Annotated in this window: 15 protein-coding genes; 9 read left to right on the top strand and 6 right to left on the bottom strand. The window is 66.9% G+C overall.

What is annotated here, in order from left to right; all coding sequences use genetic code 11:
* Positions 1–113 precede the first annotated feature (113 nt).
* Complete coding sequence (locus tag KW830_RS18150) at positions 114–1,496, bottom strand: PLP-dependent aminotransferase family protein (protein ID WP_218333954.1); 1,383 nt, start codon at positions 1,494–1,496, stop codon at positions 114–116.
* A gap of 157 nt (positions 1,497–1,653) precedes the next feature.
* On the opposite strand from KW830_RS18150, the gene KW830_RS18145 reads away from it, so the two are divergent.
* Positions 1,654–1,896: a hypothetical protein gene (locus KW830_RS18145; RefSeq protein ID WP_218333953.1), complete on the top strand. Its 243-nt coding sequence runs from the start codon at positions 1,654–1,656 to the stop codon at positions 1,894–1,896.
* A gap of 39 nt (positions 1,897–1,935) precedes the next feature.
* On the opposite strand, the gene KW830_RS18140 is transcribed toward KW830_RS18145, so the two are convergent.
* Positions 1,936–2,730 (bottom strand): helix-turn-helix domain-containing protein, encoded by a 795-nt coding sequence (locus KW830_RS18140; protein WP_218333952.1) that lies wholly within the window; start codon positions 2,728–2,730, stop codon positions 1,936–1,938.
* A gap of 82 nt (positions 2,731–2,812) precedes the next feature.
* Between KW830_RS18140 and KW830_RS18135 the strand changes: the two genes are divergently transcribed.
* Both KW830_RS18135 and KW830_RS18130 read left to right on the top strand, forming a co-directional pair.
* Entirely contained in the window at positions 2,813–3,994 is a 1,182-nt protein-coding gene (locus KW830_RS18135) for an MFS transporter (protein ID WP_218333951.1), read from the top strand.
* 414 nt (positions 3,995–4,408) lie between these two features.
* Positions 4,409–5,572 (top strand): GGDEF domain-containing protein, encoded by a 1,164-nt coding sequence (locus KW830_RS18130; protein ID WP_218333950.1) that lies wholly within the window; start codon positions 4,409–4,411, stop codon positions 5,570–5,572.
* Positions 5,573–5,738: 166 nt separating this feature from the next.
* Here KW830_RS18130 and KW830_RS18125 read toward each other — a convergent pair whose 3' ends face one another.
* Both KW830_RS18125 and KW830_RS18120 read right to left on the bottom strand, forming a co-directional pair.
* Positions 5,739–6,932, bottom strand: coding sequence for an MFS transporter (locus tag KW830_RS18125; protein WP_218333949.1), 1,194 nt, complete (start codon positions 6,930–6,932; stop codon positions 5,739–5,741).
* Complete coding sequence (locus KW830_RS18120; RefSeq protein WP_218333948.1) at positions 6,929–8,125, bottom strand: serine hydrolase; 1,197 nt, start codon at positions 8,123–8,125, stop codon at positions 6,929–6,931. The genes KW830_RS18125 and KW830_RS18120 overlap by 4 nt, the downstream gene beginning before the upstream one ends.
* A 174-nt stretch (positions 8,126–8,299) precedes the next feature.
* On the opposite strand from KW830_RS18120, the gene KW830_RS18115 reads away from it, so the two are divergent.
* The gene (locus KW830_RS18115; protein ID WP_218333947.1) at positions 8,300–9,190 is read left to right on the top strand and encodes a LysR family transcriptional regulator; all 891 of its coding nucleotides are present in this window, start codon (positions 8,300–8,302) and stop codon (positions 9,188–9,190) included.
* 48 nt (positions 9,191–9,238) lie between these two features.
* On the opposite strand, the gene KW830_RS18110 is transcribed toward KW830_RS18115, so the two are convergent.
* Together KW830_RS18110 and KW830_RS18105 are read right to left on the bottom strand one after the other, a co-directional pair.
* Positions 9,239–10,174, bottom strand: coding sequence for an alpha/beta hydrolase (locus KW830_RS18110; RefSeq protein WP_218333946.1), 936 nt, complete (start codon positions 10,172–10,174; stop codon positions 9,239–9,241).
* A gap of 206 nt (positions 10,175–10,380) precedes the next feature.
* Positions 10,381–11,841 (bottom strand): short-chain fatty acyl-CoA regulator family protein, encoded by a 1,461-nt coding sequence (locus KW830_RS18105; RefSeq protein WP_218333945.1) that lies wholly within the window; start codon positions 11,839–11,841, stop codon positions 10,381–10,383.
* A 216-nt stretch (positions 11,842–12,057) separates the two neighbouring features.
* Between KW830_RS18105 and prpC the strand changes: the two genes are divergently transcribed.
* The 5 genes from prpC (at position 12,058) to KW830_RS18080 (ending at position 18,771) form a co-directional block, all read left to right on the top strand.
* Positions 12,058–13,245, top strand: a complete 1,188-nt coding sequence (gene prpC / locus KW830_RS18100) for a 2-methylcitrate synthase (RefSeq protein WP_218333944.1) — start codon at positions 12,058–12,060, stop codon at positions 13,243–13,245.
* A gap of 23 nt (positions 13,246–13,268) precedes the next feature.
* Positions 13,269–13,796 (top strand): GntR family transcriptional regulator, encoded by a 528-nt coding sequence (locus KW830_RS18095; protein ID WP_218333943.1) that lies wholly within the window; start codon positions 13,269–13,271, stop codon positions 13,794–13,796.
* A gap of 23 nt (positions 13,797–13,819) precedes the next feature.
* Positions 13,820–16,450, top strand: coding sequence for a Fe/S-dependent 2-methylisocitrate dehydratase AcnD (gene acnD, locus KW830_RS18090; protein ID WP_218333942.1), 2,631 nt, complete (start codon positions 13,820–13,822; stop codon positions 16,448–16,450).
* A gap of 47 nt (positions 16,451–16,497) precedes the next feature.
* Positions 16,498–17,757, top strand: coding sequence for a 2-methylaconitate cis-trans isomerase PrpF (prpF, locus tag KW830_RS18085; protein WP_218334053.1), 1,260 nt, complete (start codon positions 16,498–16,500; stop codon positions 17,755–17,757).
* Between the two features lie 153 nt (positions 17,758–17,910).
* Positions 17,911–18,771 carry an oxaloacetate decarboxylase gene (locus KW830_RS18080; protein ID WP_218333941.1) on the top strand — a complete coding sequence of 287 codons (861 nt, stop codon included), beginning with the start codon at positions 17,911–17,913 and terminating at the stop codon, positions 18,769–18,771.
* Positions 18,772–18,775: the final 4 nt, after the last annotated feature.

Below are 18,775 nucleotides of genomic sequence, written 5' to 3'. Positions count from 1 at the left end.
TCTGCCCTCTGTCGCACACACCCCTACACCACATCAGCACAAAGGCCGCAAACCCATCTCATCCGCGACACATTCAAAGAACGCGAGCATGGCGCGCCCTGTGCCCTGAGTTACTACACCACCGCCGCACTGAATGGCTCGGGCCGCCGCGCAAGCAGATGGGACAGGCGTTGAAGACCCGCTTTCAGGCGGGCACGGTCCTTGATGCTGCCCAAAGAGATCCGGATGGCATTCACGGATTCGCTGCCGGTGGAAAATGCCTCCGCCGGGGTGACGGCGATGCCCTCGCTGTCGGCTGCACGCGCAAGCTGGGAGGAGCTCCAATACCCCGGCAACTCCAGCCAGACATGCAGGCCGTCTCCAGCACCGCTGTACCGCCCCGCCAGAATATCCCTGGCCATCTGGTGGCGCAGGCGCGCCTCCTTGCGCACGCCTTCCATCAATCCGTCAGCCGAGCCGTCCAGAATCCACTGCGTGGCCAGTGCGGCCGTCAGCGGTGCGACCATCAGCGCAAAGGAGCGCAGCGCCACCAGAAACCGCTCCCGTTCATGCGGGTCACGGATGAGCACAAAGGCCACGCGCAGGCCGGGCGTCAGGCACTTCGACAGGGTGGAGATGTAGTACACCTGCTCCGGGGCCCAGGTCGCAATCGGCGGCGACGGGGCATCGGCCAGCAGCCAGTAGGGATCGTCCTCGACGATGCGTACACGGCAGCGCCGGGCAATGCTGGCGATCTCCTGGCGCCGGCGTTCGCCCATGGTGATGGCGGTCGGGTTCTGCAAGGTCGGGTTGAGGTAGACCAACCCGGGCTGGTGCTGGCGGCACGCCTGCTCCAGCTTCTCTGGCACCATCCCGTGCTGGTCCGCTTCCACCGCAATGATGCGCCGGCCAAACTGGGTGGCTGCGGCACGCAGGCCGGGATAGCTGACGGGCTCGGCCAGGATCACATCCCCAGGCTCCGTCAGCGCAAGAATCAATGCGGCGATGGCCGCCTGAGCACCCGGGCAGACCACCACCTGCTCTGCATCCAGCGCTCCAAACATCGGCGCCAGCCAGTGGGCACCGGCCTTGCGGTCGGAGTCGCTGCCTCCGCCCAGGTGGTAGGTCATCAGCAATTCCGCATCGGCCCGCATCAATACCTGCGACAGCCCCTGTTTCAGCAAGTCGTCAAAATCCACACCCTCCGGCGGAGGCGGGGTATTCATGCTCAAATCGAGGACCGAGGTCAGTTCGACCTTCGGCGCCGCCACATACGTGCCGCGCGCGCCACGGCCTTCCAGCAAGTGGCGGCGTCGGGCTTCTTCGTAGGCGCGCGTGACCGTTGTCAGGTCGACGTCCAGCAGCGCCGCCAGGTGGCGCTGAGGCGGCAGGCGGTCACCCGGCTGCAGCGATCCGTCTGCCACCGCCGCCTGCAAGGCATCGGCGATCTGCAAAAAACGTGGTCCGCCCTGCCTGGTCAATCGCGGCAACCAGAGGGGCGCAGTGTCATCTTGCATGGTTTTCAGCGGCGGCGTCTACGCCCGATGTATGGAAATTGCTTTTAAGTAGTATGCCCCTGAACGTGCAGCAGCCTCCATTCTTGTATGGATGTCGCTGGCGTTTTTGCCTCTCTCTCCCTGGAGGCAAGTCAAGTTACAGGCTGGAAATTCTCAAATGACCGATTGGACCCCCATAGTCTTCGTCACGTTCAAGGTGCTCATCTTCGGCACCTGCATGTTCTTCGCCATCAAGTGGCACTACGACCAGGGCAAGAAAGGGGGCAACAAGACGGACCGGCGCACGCTGCTGCGCACGTGCGGCAAGGTGGCAGCCCTGTTCCTGCTGGCGCTGCTGACGGTGCTGTTCCTCACCTTCACCCTGGCCAGCAAGCTGGGTATGGACTTGAACCTCCCCTGAAGACACAGCGCGGTGCCACCGGGGCCAGGCCCTGGTGTTCTACCGCAGCTGTGAGATGTAGCGGGCCGGCGACTGGCCCAGCGCTTTCTTGAACATGGTGATGAACGCAGTGACGGAGTCGTAACCCAGCGTGCTCGCCACATCCTGGACCGCCAATCCAGAGGAAAGGCTGCGCACCGCCACGATGAGGTGGAACTGCTGCCGCCAGCGGCCAAAGGTCAGCCCGGTCTCCCGCACCACCAGCCGGGCAAGCGACCGTTCGCTCATGGCCAGGCGCGCCGCCCACTCCGGCAGTGTGGTGCGGTCGGCAGGGTCCACGGCCAGTGCATCCGCGATGTGCCGCAGCTTGGGGTGCCCGGAAATCGGCAAGTGCAGCTGCTCGACCGGTGAGAGTGCGACCTGCTCCAGCAGTACCGAGACCAGGCGGCCCGTCGCATCGTCCGACTCGTATGCGCCGCCTTGCGCGGCAAGCAACCGGATCATCTCGCGCACCACCGGGCTCACGGCCAGCGTGCAGCATTCCGACGGCATGGCGACTGCGCCGGGCTCGATGAACAGAAAGTAGATCTGCGCATTCTCGGTGGCGCGGTTGCTGTGAGGCATGCCACCCGGTATCCAGACCGCATGCTGCGGCGGGACCATCCACAGGGCCTTGGGCACCTCGCAGGTCACTCCTCCCCGTGCAGCCAGCACCAGCTGCCCCTTTCGATGGAAATGCACCGGCTGCTCGGCATCGTGGCCTTCCACCTCCAGCAGCAAGGCGTTCGCCGGGCGCGCGTCGGTGTCCGGATCGAAGCCGCACAGGGCCTGGGTGAGTCTGGAGGAATTTGGCATGATTTAGAGATATATTGTCACTGCTTCCATATCAGGTCAATCGCCAGCTTTTTAGAGTCGAGGTCATTCCCAAGGACATTGCATGACTTCACTGACTCACCAGCGCGCCGGCACCCGCGCAGCGCTGCTTATCGGCATTCTTCTCATCGCGGCCAACCTCCGCGCACCGGTCACCGGTTTGCCTCCCGTTCTCGGCCTGGTCCGGGACAGCTTTGCGCTCAGCACCACGGCGGCTGGCGCCCTGACGACACTGCCTTTGCTGGCTTTTGCACTGCTGTCCCCGTTCAGCGCGCGTTTTGCCCAGTCATACGGGCTGGAGCGGACCTTGTTCGCTGCCTTGCTCGCCATTGCCGCGGGGATTGCGCTGCGCTCCACGGGCACGGTGTGGACGCTGTATGTGGGAACGGCCGTCATCGGCATGGGCATTGCGGTGAGCAACGTCCTCCTACCCAGCCTGGTGAAGCGGGATTTTTCAAGCAGCATAGCCAGCGTTACCGGTGCCTTTGCGCTGGCCATGGGGGTGGTGGCAGCGCTGGCCTCCATTGCGGTGGTGCCATTGGCAACCGTGTGGGGCTGGCAACCGGCGCTGCTTGCCTTTCTGGTGCTGCCCCTGGCGGCACTGGCGATGTGGCTGCCCCAGCTTCGTTCCCGCACGCAGCCGGCCGCCACTACCGCCACCCCGCCCCACGGCAGAAAAATATGGCACTCAGCCCTGGCCTGGCAGGTGACGCTGTATCTGGGCCTGAACTCGACCATCTATTACATCGTCATCGGCTGGTTGCCCTTGATCCTGACCGATGCCGGCCTGTCCGCAGAGCAGGCTGGTTCGCTGCACGGAGTGATGCAACTGGCGACGGCCATTCCGGGCCTGCTGCTCGGCCCCGTTCTGCGGCGGCTCCAGGACCAGCGCTGGGCGGCGGCCAGCGTCGCCGCACTGTCTGGCGTGGCGCTGATGGGATTCCAGCTTGCACCGCAGCTCGCCTTCGCCTGGGCCACCTTGTTTGGGCTGGGCGCAGGGGCGCATTTCATCCTTGGGCTGGCCTTTATCGGCATGCGCACGCAAAACGCCCACCAGGCAGCGTCACTGTCAGGCATGGCGCAATGCGTGGGCTATCTGCTGGCCGCCGTGGGGCCGATGGCGGCGGGTTGGCTCCACGACCTGCTCGGCGGGTGGCAGATCCCCTTGCTCGCGTGCGCCGCTCTGGCTTTCACCGCCGCCGTGGTGGGTATCTTTGCGGGACGCAACGTACACACCGACGCGTGACGCACGCTCCCGCCATGTGATGCATGCACATGCGCGTACATCACATGACGGCGGTGGGCCAAGGGCAGTCCCTGCGAATGGCCGCAACGAGCGACGAACGGCGTGCAAGTCGCTCGCAGCAGCAATGGATCGCAGCACGCCTGCCACCGTCGAGTGGGTCACAGGCGTGCTTTTTGTTGCGTGACTCCGCAGCCGTGCCGGCAAGATCACGTAGCAAAGGCCACGACAGCGGCGGGTCAACGAGCCTAGTCTGCAGCTCGCCATGCGAGCGGCCTCGGGCATCTTCTCCCCACGCCCGGCTCAATCCCTTACTTTCTCCCGGCAGACCGCCCCACACGACATGCCTGAGCACCCGCATCCTGCGACAATCCGCCTCGCGCGAAGCCCGCCCGCGCTGACACATCCATCTTGTCCATGGTTCTCGACCCCTTCACCCTGCTCGTCCTCACTTCGGCCATGGCAGCCGCCTCGGCGATGTACCTGGCCGCGGAATGGAGCAGCGTGCGCGAACGTTCGCTGCTGCTCTGGAGCGGGGGGTTTGCCGTCATCTCCGTGGGCTGCGTGCTGGCCCTGCTGCGCTCCCGTGGCTATGTGCTGTTCGGCATCTGGTTCCCCAATGGCCTGCTGATCTCCGCCCACTGGCTGTTCCTGGCCGGCGTTGCCAGCTGCACACGCACCCGGCTGTCACGTGCCTGGTGGCTGCTGGTCGTCGTCTGGCTGGCCATGCTGTTTCTGCCCGACCGGCCCTGGTGGTCCAAGGCGATGATGGGGACCCAGTCGCTGCTCATCGCCGTCATCAGCTTGCGCGCCGGCCTGCTGCTGCGCCCGCAGGGCGGCACGCTGAGCGTGGGCGCCGCGCAGCTGCGCTTCGTCCTGCTGGCGCACGGTCTGTTCTACCTCGCCAAGGCCGGGTCGGTCGTAGCGCCGGACGCCTTCATCAACCTGAACAATTTCCGGGGCGAGGTGATTGTGGTCTCGCTGGTGGAAGGCGTGATGGCGATCATGCTGCTTGCGATGTCCATGACCGGCACCGAACGCCATCGCCGCGAGGAGCGTATCGCGGAAATTGCCGCCCGCGACCCCCTGACCGCCCTGGACAACCGCCGCGCACTCTATCTGCGTGCGCCGGAGTTGCTGGCGAAAGCGTCGCCGGCCAGCCCGGGCGCGCTGCTGTTGATTGACATCGACCACTTCAAGCAGGTCAACGACCTGCACGGTCACGATGCCGGCGACCGCCTGCTGGTCACCCTGAGCGACCTCATCCGCAGCGTGCTGCCCCACGGCGCACTGGCCGCACGGCTGGGCGGGGACGAGTTCGTGATTCTGCTGCGCAACGTCTCTGGAGCAGCCGCGCAGGCGCTGGGCCAGGGCCTGCGCGAATCGTTCGCGCAACAAGCGCGCACCATGTTTGATACACCGGAACCCGTGTCCCTGAGCATCGGTGCCACCTTGTTCGAGCAGCCCGACAAGGAGCTGTCGCACTGGCTCAAGCGGGCCGACCAAGCCCTATACGCATCGAAGCGCAAGGGACGGGACCGGATGGAGCTCGTCCGGGCAGTCCCCGTAATGACCCCCTAGCGCTTGGCGGGCGCTGGCGTCGTGGGCCAGCGGTCCCGCACCCTCAGCAGCGCCCCCATGATCGGTTCCGTGGTGCGCCCGATGCGAGCACCTCTCCTCGCCTTGAATAGGTCAGAGCCTGGCCGAACTGCGACAGCGGCAGCCACAGCCCGGCCCACAGCAAACTTCAGCACTTGCCATCCGGCTGCGGTACCGCAAGGCTGCTGCCTGGCCCCGCAAGCTGCCGCTGACAGACCACCGCCACGCCAAGCAGCACCAGCAGCACCGGCACAAAGGCTCCTGCCCCCCCGTGCACGATCAGCAGTCCGCCCACCAGGCCGCCACCGGCGATGGCCGTGTTCCACGTCGTCACCAGCAGGGACTGGGCCAGATCCACCTGCTCCCCCGCCACGTGTGCCAGCGAGGTCTGGAACAAGGTGGCGGAGCCGCCAAAGGCAAATCCCCAGACGGCCAATGCCGCCAGGGCCATGGATGCCCCTCCCCAGCTCACCCCCAGCATCAGCACGGCGCCGCAAAAGAGCAGAATGCTCGCCATCGACAGGCCGTACAGATGCCGGTCCACATACAGCCCCGTCAGCCAGATGCCGGGCAGCGCTGCCCCCCCAAAGACCAGCAAGGCCAGATCGATGCGGACAGGCACCTCATTGGCCGCCAGAAACGGCGCGATGTAGGTGTAGAGGATGTTGTGGGCCAGCACATAGGACAGCACCACCATCAGCACCGCCACCACGCCGGGCGTGCGCAGCACCCCGGCCATGGGCATGCGCTGGCGCTGGGCCTGCCCCGGAAAATCCGGCAGCCGCAGCCCCATCCAGACCCACAGCAACAACGCCAGCACGCTGGCCAGGCCAAAGCACCAGCGCCAGCCCAAAGCCAGACCCAGCCAGCCCCCGGCGGGAACGCCCAGGGACAATGCCAGCGGCGTGCCAACCATGGCCACGGCGATGGCACGACCACGGAACTGCGGCGCCACCAGGCGTGTGGCGTAGCCCGCCAGCAGCGCCCACAGCAGCCCGGCGGCCATGCCGGCCACCACACGTGCGGCCATGGTGAGGGTGAAATTGCCCGACAGCGCGGTCACGCTGTTGGCCAGCGCAAACCCCAGCACCGCCGCCATCAGCAGCGGACGCCGGCGCATGCTGTGCGTTGCCGTCACCAACGGTATGGCCGCCACCAGCGAACCCACGGCATAGGCGGTCACGGTCTGGCCGATCCAGGCTTGCGACACCCCCAGGTCCTCCGCCATCTGCGGCAGCAGCGCGGCAGGCAAGGCTTCGGTCAGGATGGTGATGAACGCGCCCATGCTCAAGGCCAGCAGGTTGGCCCAGGGCAAGCGTTTTTCCAATGCAGAAGACGTCATGCTTGCAGGCCCTGGTAGACCGCGTCCCGCAGATCGGTGACAAAGCGCCCCGACATGCCCTCGTACAAAGTGTTGGTCATGGCCACCACCGTCAGGCCCCGGGGCCGGTCCACCCACCAGGCATGGCCATAGGCGCCACCCCAGCGCCAGGTCCCCGGGGATTCGGGTGACTGGGCCAGCACCGGGTCGCGCAACACGGAAAAGCCCAGGCCAAACCCCAGGCCGGGTCCGGCCGCCAGTTCCTGCCCCTGTGTCTGGTCCTGCCCCATCTCGACAATCAGGTGCCCGGGCATCCAGCCGCCCTGGCCGGTGCGCAAGGCCTCCAGCAGGTGCAGCAAATCATCGGCCGTGCCCACCATGCCGGCGCCGCCGGAAGGAAACGCGCTGGCATCGAAGGCGCGGGCCGGACTGTAGGGAATGCCCACGGTCCCCTCGAACGGCGCCACCACCTCGCCCTCCTGCAAGCGGTGGGGTGCTGGACTGCCGTTGACATAGGCCGTCGCCAGGCGCGCCGCATCCCGGCAGACAAAGCCGGCATCGGCCATGCCCAGGGGGCGCGTCACCAGTGCCTCCACGGCCTGTGGCAAGGCCATGCCGCACACCGCCTCCACCACGCCACCCAGCACATCCACCGCCAGGGAATAGCCCCAAGCCGTGCCCGGCGCATACAGCAGCGGCACGCTGGCAATGCGGCGCAGGTTTTCTCCCAGGTCGATCCCGCTGGCATCCATGCCATCGGACACCCCGGCTTGGGCGTACGCGCCCTGCCCGTCGGGCTCCAGAAAACGGTAGCCCAGGCCTGCAGTGTGGCTCAGCAACTGGCGCACCGTGATGCACGCTTCGCGGCCATCCGGCAAGCGCGGGCGAAAGTCCGGCAGCCAGGCCGTGATGGGGTCGTCCAGGGCCACCCGCCCCTGGGCCACCAGCCGCAGCACGGCGGCGCTGACCACCGGCTTGCTGGCCGAAGCCCAGCGGAACACCGTGTCCTCTTCCATCGCACTGCGGGCTTCACGGTCGGCCCAGCCTGCGGCCATGCGGCACAGCGCCTGACCGTGCTGGTAGACCAGTACCACCGCGCCCACCAGGCGCTGGTCTGCCAGGGCGCTGTGCACGGCGTGTGCCACCTGCGCCTCTAGCCCGGAAATAGAATGCCGCGCGCCGGTGGCGGGCGGGCAAGAAAGTGAAAAAGTCATCGGATCGCTGCTCTCTTTGCTCAGACACCGTGACCTTATGGGGCCTGCCATCCGAGAAAAAGTAGGATAGAGTTCCGCACTTCCAGGACATATATGTCCGCAATCCAGCAGTGCATGCAGCGGCACTCGCAGCAACGCATCGATAGATGCCCCCAGAGACGAAGGCCGGAACACATGGACAGCCTCAACGCATTTGTGGTGTTTGTGCAGGTCGCCGAAACCCGCAGCTTCGTCGCGGCCGGCCGCCTGCTGGGGGTCTCCGCTTCCGCCGTGGGCAAAAGCGTGGCACGCTTGGAAGAGAAGCTGGGCGTGCGCCTGTTCCATCGCAGCACCCGCAGCATCACCCCCACGGCCGAAGGCCTGCTGCTGCTGGAGCGCAGCCGGCGCATCCTGGCTGAGATCGAAGCGGCCCAGACGGAACTGTCCCAGGCCTCGTCGGCCCCACGGGGGCGCTTGCGAGTCAGCCTGCCGCTGGTGAGCACCCTGCTTCTGCCGGTGCTGGCCGATTTCATGCGGGAGTATCCGGAGATCCAGTTGGACCTGGATTTTTCAGACCGCCTGGTTGATGTGATCGATGAAGGTTTCGATGCCGTGGTCCGCACCGGAGAGCCCGCCGATTCCCGGCTGACGGCGCGCAAGCTCGGCCATTTCCAGATGGTGCTGGTCGCGTCGCCGGAGTATCTGGCCGCACACGGCACGCCGCGCAATGTGCAGGACCTGCAGTCCCACCGCTGCCTGCATTTCCGCTGGCCCCACAGCGGCAAGCTGGAGGCGTGGCCGCTTCCGCCGGGGGCGGACGGCGAGCCCCCCACGGTCCCGGTCTCCATGGTCTGCAACAACATCGAGACCCGCGCCTGCTTCGCCCTGCAGGGGCGCGGCATTGCCTGCCTGCCGGACTTCGCCATCCGGGAGCCGCTGGCCGACGGCCGCCTGGTGCGCGTCATGCCCGGGCAGGCGCAACGCGAAGGGGTCTTCCACATCCTGTGGCCTGCGGGCAGGCATGTCGCCCCCAAAGTCCGGGCCCTGGTGGATTACCTGTGCGCCCGGGTATTTGCCTTCACCTGATCCCGCCCAGCCTTGCTGCAGGACGGGTGTAGATAGCCACCTCCGCCTTCAGGGCGCAAAAGCAAACTCCACCACCCTGCGGGCGCCATGCATCAGCATGTCGAAATGGTCATGGTCGCGCGCTACCACAGTGGTCACGCCAGTGCCAGGGTTGGCGGCCGCCAGCGCGGCCCCTGCCCTGCGCACATGGTCGACGATGGCGCGCTGATTCAGGTGTTCCTGGCGTGCAGCGGGCACCGGAGTCGCAGGGTATTGCTCATCCTCCCCGACCGTCAGCACCACCTTGGCCCCCGCACCGGCGTTGATCTGCGCGCTGCTTGCCAGTCTGCGCGCCAGCAAGGCCTCACTGAACCAGAGCGAAGGGCTGGCCGCCCAGTAGCGCTGAAAATGCCGGGAATCCGTCAGCAGCGCATCCACCGTGAAGAGCCCGCCGTACGAGAACCCGAACAGCGTGTTGCCCTGGGGGTTCAGCGGGAACTGCTGGGCGATTCGCGGGCGCAGTTCTTCGACCAGGAACTGGCGGAACGCGGCCGCTCCGCCAAAGCGGGGGGACAGACGATCGCCGGTGGCTGCATCGGGCACCGGGGTGTAGTCACGGGCGCGGCCATCGACGTCAAAGGGGCTGTCGTTTGCGGAGGCAATGGCCACAATCACGCCGGCCGGTCGGGATGAGCGTGGCCCTTCGCGGCGGCTTCCCTGGCGGGTGTCATCCGCATGGGGCCGGGCAAAACTTGTCAACGGATAGCTGGCATTGCCATCCAGCATCCACAGCACCGGATAGCCGCCGGCAGGCGGCGGTGCGTGCGGCACGCCCACCTGAATGACATAGCGTGCGCCAGTGTGGCGCGAAGCCATCTCGAATTGCAGGGTGTCGCGCAAGGTGGCGGCACGCCAGTCGGCCGGGAATCCCTCCGCATGCGCGCCCCAGGGCAGCAGCATGGTGGTGCAGAACAAGGCTGTGGCCAGCCGTAGCAGTCGTGACATCAGGCATATCCATCGCCAAAACAGCTGGCGGCAGGTCGATGATAAATAGATCGCACCGACGGCCTCCCTGCGGTCTCTCTGCCAACGGGCCTGCGATCACGGTGGCGGCACAGAAGCACGCAACCGGCAGTGCTCCTGCCGCCCTGCCGCCCTGCTATCGCTGCGCCGCACCGCCAGCAACGGCCCTGGGGATGGCAGGTCGCGCGTCAGCCGTACGGTACAAACCCGCTTTCATGCTCGTTCACGCGCAGCGGCTTGCCCACAAAAGGGAACGCCCGCTGCGGGCAGGCATTGCGCTCACAGACCTTGCAGCCCATGCCGATGGGGGTCGCAGCCTCCAGGTGGCGCAGATCCAGGCCCTTGGAATACACCAGCCGCGCCGCATGCTGCAGGTCGCAGCCCATGCCGATGGAAAAGGTCTTGCCTGGCGCCCCCCAGCCGTGCCCGGCCCGGCTGATGGTGCGGGCAATCCAGAGGTAGACCCGCCCGTCGGGCATGCTGGCCAGCTGGGGCACGATGCGGCCCGGCTGGGTGAAGGCCTCGTACACCACCCACAGCGGGCAGGTGCCCCCGGTCTTGGAGAAGTGGAAATGCGTGGCCGACTGCCGCTTGCTGATATTGCCGGCACGGTCCACCCGGATGAAGAAGAACGGCACACCGGGCGCCTCCGCCCGCTGCAAGGTGGAAAGCCGGTGGCACACCGTCTCGAACCCGACCCCAAAACGACGGGCCAGCAGGTCCACGTCGTACTGCAGGCTTTCGGCGGCCTGCAGAAACTCCCCATACGGCAGCACAAAGGCACCGGCCACATAGTTGGCCAGGCCCATGCGGGCCAGGCGCCGCGTGGCATCGTCCTGCCAGTGGGTGGACTTCAGCGCATCCTCGATCAGCGCATCAAACTCCAGCAGCGCCAGCTGTGTGGCCAGCTGAAAGGCCTGCTGGGCCGGCCGCAACTGCGGCGCAACGTAGAGGGTGCGGGTGGCTGCATCAAAACGGCGGTGGCTGTGCACCCCGCCCTGGCTGCCGCGCAGCACCAGCACCTGGTGCCGCGCCTGCAGCCGGAACTGCAGCCATTCCTGCAGGCTGCCGCCCTGCGCGCTGGTCTGCTCCCTGGCCTGGGTGGCCAGGGTTTCAGCCGCACGGTCCAGCGCATCAAAGTGGTTGCGGTGGGCAAAGAAGAAATCACGCACCGCTTCAAACGGCATCTGGCGCGATGGCTCGGCCAGCAGCGCACTGGCGCCCCCCCCGCCTTCCGCCAGCTCCGACCGGCCATCGCCCAGGCGGGCCGTCAGCGCTTCCAGCCGCTCGACATCGGCCACATGGCGCTGGTGCATGGCCAGCAGCGCCTGCGCCAGCTGCGGCAGCCGGGAAGCGACCTCGCGCAGCTCGGGCAGGGGCACAGCCGCCGTGGGCTGGGGCATGGCCGCCAACGCATCGCGCAGCTGGGCCAGCAACCGGGCTTCTTCGTCTTCTGAGAACTGCTGGATATCCACCCCCAGCACCTTGTGGATCTTCAGCAGCACGGCCACCGTCAGCGGTCGCTGATCCTGTTCGATCTGGTTCAGATAGCTCGGCGACAGCCCCAGCGCCTGGGCCAGCGCCGCCTGCGTCATGCCGCGCTCGGCGCGCAGGCTGCGCAGGCGTACGCCCATGAAGGTCTTGGCCATGGTTCCTGTCTCCCTGTGCTGATGCTGTCCTGAAATGCGCGTATCTGGCGGAGTTCAGAAACTTCGCAAACTTCGCAAAACTGCGTGCTTTGCTTCGCAATGATTCGCCAATTCAGGCCTACCGCGGTGCCAAGCAAATGCGTAGATTGCGAAGTATGGCAGATCACAGCCGCACCCGGCGATGGATCGGCCTGCCCCATATTTCAGGAGACTTGCATGAGCACCGTGGCCCCACCCCTCACCCCACCCGCAGCCCCTGCCGCCGCAGCCGCGTTCAAACCCAAGAAGTCCGTGGCCCTCTCCGGCGTGACCGCCGGCAACACGGCGCTGTGCACGGTGGGCAAGACCGGCAACGATCTGCACTACCGTGGCTATGACATTCTGGACATTGCCGAAGTCTGCGAGTTTGAGGAAATCGCCCACCTGCTGGTGCACGGCAAGCTGCCCACGCGCTCCGAACTCAAGGCCTACAAGACCCGGCTCAAGGCACTGCGCGGCCTGCCCACCAGCGTGAAACTGGCACTGGAGCAATTGCCCGCCGCCAGCCACCCCATGGATGTGATGCGCACCGGTGTCTCGGCGCTGGGCTGCGCCCTGCCCGAGAAGGACGACCACAACCTGCCCGGCGCACGCGACATTGCCGACCGCCTGATGGCCTCGCTGGGCAGCATGCTGCTGTACTGGTACCACTTCAGCAACTCGGGCCGCCGCATCGAAGTGGAGACCGACGACGACTCCATCGGCGGCCACTTCCTGCACCTGCTGCACGGTGCCAGCCCTACCGAGAGCTGGGTGCGCGCCATGCACACCTCGCTCAATCTGTATGCCGAGCATGAATTCAACGCCTCCACCTTCACCGCGCGCGTGGTGGCCGGCACCGGCAGCGATATGTATTCGGCCATCACCGGCGCCATCGGTGCGCTGCGCGGGCCCAAGCATGGTGGGGCGAACGAGGTCGCCTTTGAGATCCAGAAGCGCTACGACAACGCCGACGAAGCCGAAGCCGACATCCGCCGCAGGGTGGACGCCAAGGAAGTGGTGATTGGCTTCGGCCACCCCGTCTACACCGTGAGCGACCCGCGCAATGTGGTCATCAAGGGCGTGGCCCACAGGCTCTCGGAGGAAGCGGGCAGCACCAAGATGTACGACATTGCCGCGCGCCTGGAATCGGTGATGTGGGAGGTGAAGAACATGTTCCCCAACCTCGACTGGTTCAGTGCCGTCAGCTACCACATGATGGGTGTGCCCACGGCCATGTTCACCCCGCTGTTCGTGATCGCCCGCACCAGCGGCTGGGCCGCCCACATCATCGAACAGCGCCAGGACAACAAGATCATCCGCCCCAGCGCCCACTACACCGGACCGGACGATCTGCAGTTTGTCCCCATCGACGAGCGGCGATAAGCCCCGCACCCGGCGCGCCCACCATGACCTCCCAGACCATCCAGCCCCATTCGCTGTGCACCGCCATTGCCGGCAAGCTGCGCGAGCGCATTCTGGCCCACCAGATCCTGCCCGACAGCGACATCAACGACGGCGCGCTGGCCCAGGAGTTTGGTGTGAGCCGCACCCCCGTGCGGGAAGCCATGAAGCTGCTGTGCCAGGAAGGCCTGCTGACCGCCGTGCCCCGGCGCGGCATGCGCGTGACACAGCTCACGCCGGCCCAGGTGCTGGAAGCCCAGCAGCTGTGCAGCCTGCTGGCCGCACACCTGGCCCAGCTGGAAGGCCTACCCCATGCCGCCAGCACCGCGCTGACCCGCCAGCTGCACGCCGTGGCCCACGCCCGGCTGCGGCTGGCGCAGGGTCAGGCAGGTAGTGCGCCATGGGAGCAGGCATCCGGCTGGACACCAAGCGCTGCGCCGCCCCCTGCTTCGGTCTTCTCGCACAGCCCCGCCCCACAGCAGCCATCACAACCTTCAACGCAGCCACAGCCGTCTCCCACCCCGGTGCTGTGAAAGCCGCCACCAGACCCATAACAATGAGCACGCCCCAAAGCCCCAACCCCTACCGCCAGCCCCTGCCCGGCACCGCACTGCATTACTTTGACGCACAGGCCGCCGTGGAAGCCATCCGCCCCGGCGCCTGGGCCACCCTGCCCTACACCAGCCGCGTGCATGCCGAAAATCTGGTGCGCCGCTGCGACCCGGCCATCCTGGCCGAATGCCTGGGCCAGATCGTCCACCGCCAGCGCCAGCGCGACTTCCCCTGGTTCCCGGCACGTGTGGTCTGCCATGACATCCTGGGCCAGACCGCGCTGGTGGACCTGGCCGGTCTGCGCGACGCGATTGCCGCGCAAGGGGGTGATCCGGCGGCCGTGAATCCGGTGGTGCCCGTGCAGCTCATCGTGGACCACTCGCTGGCCGTGGAATGCGGGGGCGACGATCCGCAGGCCTTTGCCAGGAACCGCGCCATCGAAGACCGCCGCAACGAGGACCGCTTCCACTTCATCGACTGGTGCAAGCGCGCGTTCCAGAACGTCGAAGTGATTCCCCCGGGCAACGGCATCATGCACCAGATCAATCTGGAGCGGATGAGCCCCGTGGTCCATGCCGTCAATGGCGAAGCCTACCCAGACACCCTGGTGGGCACCGACAGCCACACCCCCCATGTGGACGCCCTGGGCGTGATCGCCGTGGGCGTGGGCGGGCTGGAGGCTGAGAACGTGATGCTGGGCCGCGCCTCCTGGATGCGCCTGCCCGAGATCGTTGGCGTGCAGCTCACCGGCCAGCGCCCCAGCGGCGTCACCGCCACCGATGTGGTGCTGGCCCTGACGCAGTTCCTGCGCCAGCAGAAGGTGGTGGGCGCCTACCTGGAATTCTTTGGCACCGGCGCACGCAGCCTGACCATTGGCGACCGCGCCACCATTTCCAACATGGCGCCCGAGTACGGTGCCACCGCCGCCATGTTCGCCATCGACGAACAGACCATCGACTACCTGCGCCTGACCGGCCGCGAACCGGCCCAGGTGCAGCTGGTCGAAACCTATGCCCGGCAGGCCGGCCTCTGGGCCGATACGCTGGCGCACGCCGAATACGAACGCACCCTGCACTTCGACCTGTCCAGCGTGGTGCGCAACATCGCCGGCCCGTCCAACCCGCATGCGCGCCTGGCCACCACCGACCTGGCGGCCCAACGCATTGCCAGGCCCTGGACGCAGACCGAAGGCCAGCTGCCCGACGGCGCGGTCATCATTGCCGCCATCACCAGTTGCACCAACACCAGCAACCCACGCAACGTGATTGCCGCCGGCCTGCTGGCGCACAACGCGCGCAATCTGGGGCTGGCACGCAAGCCCTGGGTCAAGACCTCGCTGGCCCCCGGCTCCAAGACCGTGCCGCTGTACCTGCAGCAGGCCGGCTTGCTGCATGACCTGGAAGCGCTGGGCTTCGGCGTGGTCGCGTTTGCCTGCACCACCTGCAACGGCATGAGCGGCGCACTGGACCCCGCCATCCAGCAGGAGATCACGGAGCGCGACCTCTACACCACCGCCGTGCTCTCGGGCAACCGCAACTTCGACGGCCGCATCCACCCCCATGCCCGACAGGCCTTTCTGGCATCGCCCCCGCTGGTGGTGGCCTATGCCATTGCGGGCACCATCCGCTTCGATATCGAAAACGATGTGCTTGGCGTGTTCCAGGGGCGGGAAATCCGCCTCAAGGACATCTGGCCCAGCGATGCCGAAATCGACGCGGTGGCCAAGGCCGCCGTCCGGCCCGAGCAGTTCCGCGCGGTGTACGAACCCATGTTCGCCATCCAGGCCGACCACGGTGCCAGGGAAGCGCCGCTCTACGACTGGCGCCCGCAATCCACCTACATCCGCCGCCCGCCGTACTGGGAAGGCGCGCTGGCGGGTGCGCGCACGCTGCGCGGCATGCGGCCGCTGGCCATCCTGCCGGACAACATCACCACCGACCACCTGTCCCCCTCCAATGCCATCCTGCTGGACTCGGCCGCAGGCGAATACCTGCACGCCATGGGCCTTCCAGAGGAAGACTTCAACTCCTATGCCACCCACCGCGGCGACCACCTGACCGCCCAGCGCGCGACCTTCGCCAACCCCAAGCTGTTCAACGAAATGGTGGTGGATGCGACTGGCAAGGTCCGCCAGGGGTCGCTGGCGCGGGTCGAACCCGAAGGCCAGACCATGCGCATGTGGGAGGCGATCGAAACCTATATGCAGCGCCGCCAGCCGCTGCTCATCATTGCCGGGGCCGACTACGGCCAGGGCTCCAGCCGCGACTGGGCCGCCAAGGGCGTGCGTCTGGCCGGGGTGGAAGCGATCGTGGCCGAAGGCTTTGAGCGCATCCACCGCACCAACCTGATCGGCATGGGGGTGCTGCCGCTGGAGTTCCTGCCCGGCACCACCCGCCACACCCTGGGGCTGGACGGCACGGAGACCTTTGATGTGGAGGGCCAGCGCCAGCCGCGTGCGCAGCTGACACTGCACATCCACCGCACCACCGGCGCACGCACCGAGGTGCCGGTGACCTGCCGCCTCGATACGGCAGAAGAAGTCAGCATCTACGAAGCCGGCGGGGTGCTGCAGCGCTTTGCCCAGGACTTCCTTGCCGAAAACACCAGCCACCGGGAAGCTGCCACCGCCGTATAAGCACAGCACGACCGAGACACCGCGCCAGAGACACCATGAACTACAGCATGAACGACAGCACCAGCGGCACCCTGCCAAACAGCCCCCGTGACCCACAGCGGTCTGCGCCGCAGATCCGGATTCCCGCCACCTACCTGCGCGGCGGCACCAGCAAGGGCGTGTTCTTCCGCCTGCAGGACCTGCCCGAAGCCGCCCAACAACCCGGCCCCGTGCGCGATGCCATCCTGCTGCGCACGCTGGGCAGCCCCGACCCCTATGGCAAACAGATCGATGGCATGGGCAATGCCTCCTCCTCCACCAGCAAGGCCGTGATCCTCAGCCCCAGCAGCCACCCGGACCACGATGTGGACTATCTGTTTGGCCAGGTGGCCATCGACCAGGCCTTTGTGGACTGGAGCGGCAACTGCGGCAACCTGAGCGCCGCCGTCGGCCCCTGCGCCATCCACATGGGCCTGATCGACCAGGCCCGGATTCCGCACCAGGGTATGGCCACCATCCGCATCTGGCAGGCGAACATCGGCAAGACCATCGTGGCCTATGTGCCCATCACGGACGGCCAGGTGCAGGAAACCGGCGGCTTTACCCTGGACGGGGTGACCTTCCCCGCGGCCGAGGTAGCGCTGGAGTTTCTGGACCCTGCGGATGAAGGTGCGAACGATGGCGCAGACAGCGGCGGCGCCATGTTCCCCACCGGCCATCTGGTCGACAGCCTGGATGTCCCCGGCGTGGGCCGCCTGGCCGCCACCCTGATCAACGCCGGCATCCCCACCATCTTTCTCAACGCCGCAGACCTGGGCTACACCGGCTGCGAGCTGCAGGACGCCATCAACAACGACCCCGCCGCACTGGCCCGGTTTGAGACCATCCGTGCCCACGGCGCCCTGCGCATGGGCCTGATCCAGCGCCTGGAAGACGCCGCCACGCGCCAGCACACCCCCAAGATTGCGCTGGTGGCCCCTGCACAAAGCTACACGGCATCCAGCGGCAAAGCCATTGCCGCCAGCGACATCGACCTGCTCGTACGCGCCCTGTCCATGGGCAAGCTGCACCACGCCATGATGGGCACGGCAGCCGTTGCCATTGCCACGGCCGCCGCCGTGCCCGGCACCCTGGTCAGCCAGGCGGCAGGCGGCGGTGCACGCAACGCAGTGCGCTTCGGCCACCCCAGCGGCACGCTGCGCGTGGGCGCCGAAGCGCAATGCACCAACGGCAGCTGGCAGGTCACCAAGGCCTTGATGAGCCGCAGCGCCCGCATCCTGATGGAAGGCTGGGTGCGCGTGCCGGGCGACGTACTGAACGCCCGCTGAAGCCGCGCTGCACAACCGATCCCACGATCCCCCACACCGCCGGCCCGGCGGCCGAACGCCCTGCTCGGCCCGCCATATCCCGTCAACGCAGAAGCAACCGCAGCAACGCGCGCCAAAGCAGGTGCCGAAGCAACCACCGAAACCTATATACACATGAATCCCAAGCAACAACTCGCAGCCCTGGCCCAGGCCCGCCGTGGCGTCCTGGTGCCCGGCGCCTTCAATGCCCTGTCAGCGCGGCTCATTGCCGACCTGGGCTTTGAAGCCATTTACGTCACGGGCGCTGGCGTCACCAATATGTGGTTCGGCATGCCCGACCAGGGCTTCATGGGCCTGAGCGACATTGCCGACCACACTGCCCGCATCCGCGACGCAGTGGAAGTGCCGCTGCTGGTGGACGCCGATACCGGCTTTGGCAATGCCGTCAACACCTACCACGCCGTGCGCACCCTGGAGCGTGCCGGGGCCGACTGCATCCAGCTGGAAGACCAGGTCTCGCCCAAGCGCTGCGGCCACTTCAACGGCAAGCAGGTGATCGAGACCAGCGAGATGCTGGGCAAGATCAAGGCCGCCGTCGACGCCCGCCGCGACAGCGGCACCCTCATCATGGCCCGCACCGACGCCGCAGCCGTGCACGGCTTTGAAGCTGCCATCGAACGCGCCCAGGCGTTTGAGGAAGCCGGCGCCGACATCCTGTTCGTCGAAGCCGTCACCCGTGCCGAAGAAGTGCGCGCCCTGCCCCAGCGCCTGCACGCCCCGCAGCTGATGAACATGGTCATCGGCGGCAAGACACCGCTGTTCAACGCCGATGCGCTGGGCCAGATGGGTTTTGGCTTTGTGCTCTACGCCAACGCCGCCCTGCAGGGCGCCGTGGCCGGCATGCAGAAATGCCTGACCGTGCTGCGCGATGCGCACCAGGTGGATGAAGACCCCGCCATCGTCGCCCCCTTCCTGGAACGCCAGCGTCTGGTGAACAAGGACTTCTGGGACGGGCTGGAGCAGAAGTACCAGTAAGGCA

This window comes from Comamonas sp. CMM03, assembly GCF_019218715.1.
Classification (GTDB): Bacteria; Pseudomonadota; Gammaproteobacteria; order Burkholderiales; family Burkholderiaceae_C; genus Comamonas; species Comamonas terrigena.
This window is presented reverse-complemented; position numbering and strand designations above follow the sequence as displayed.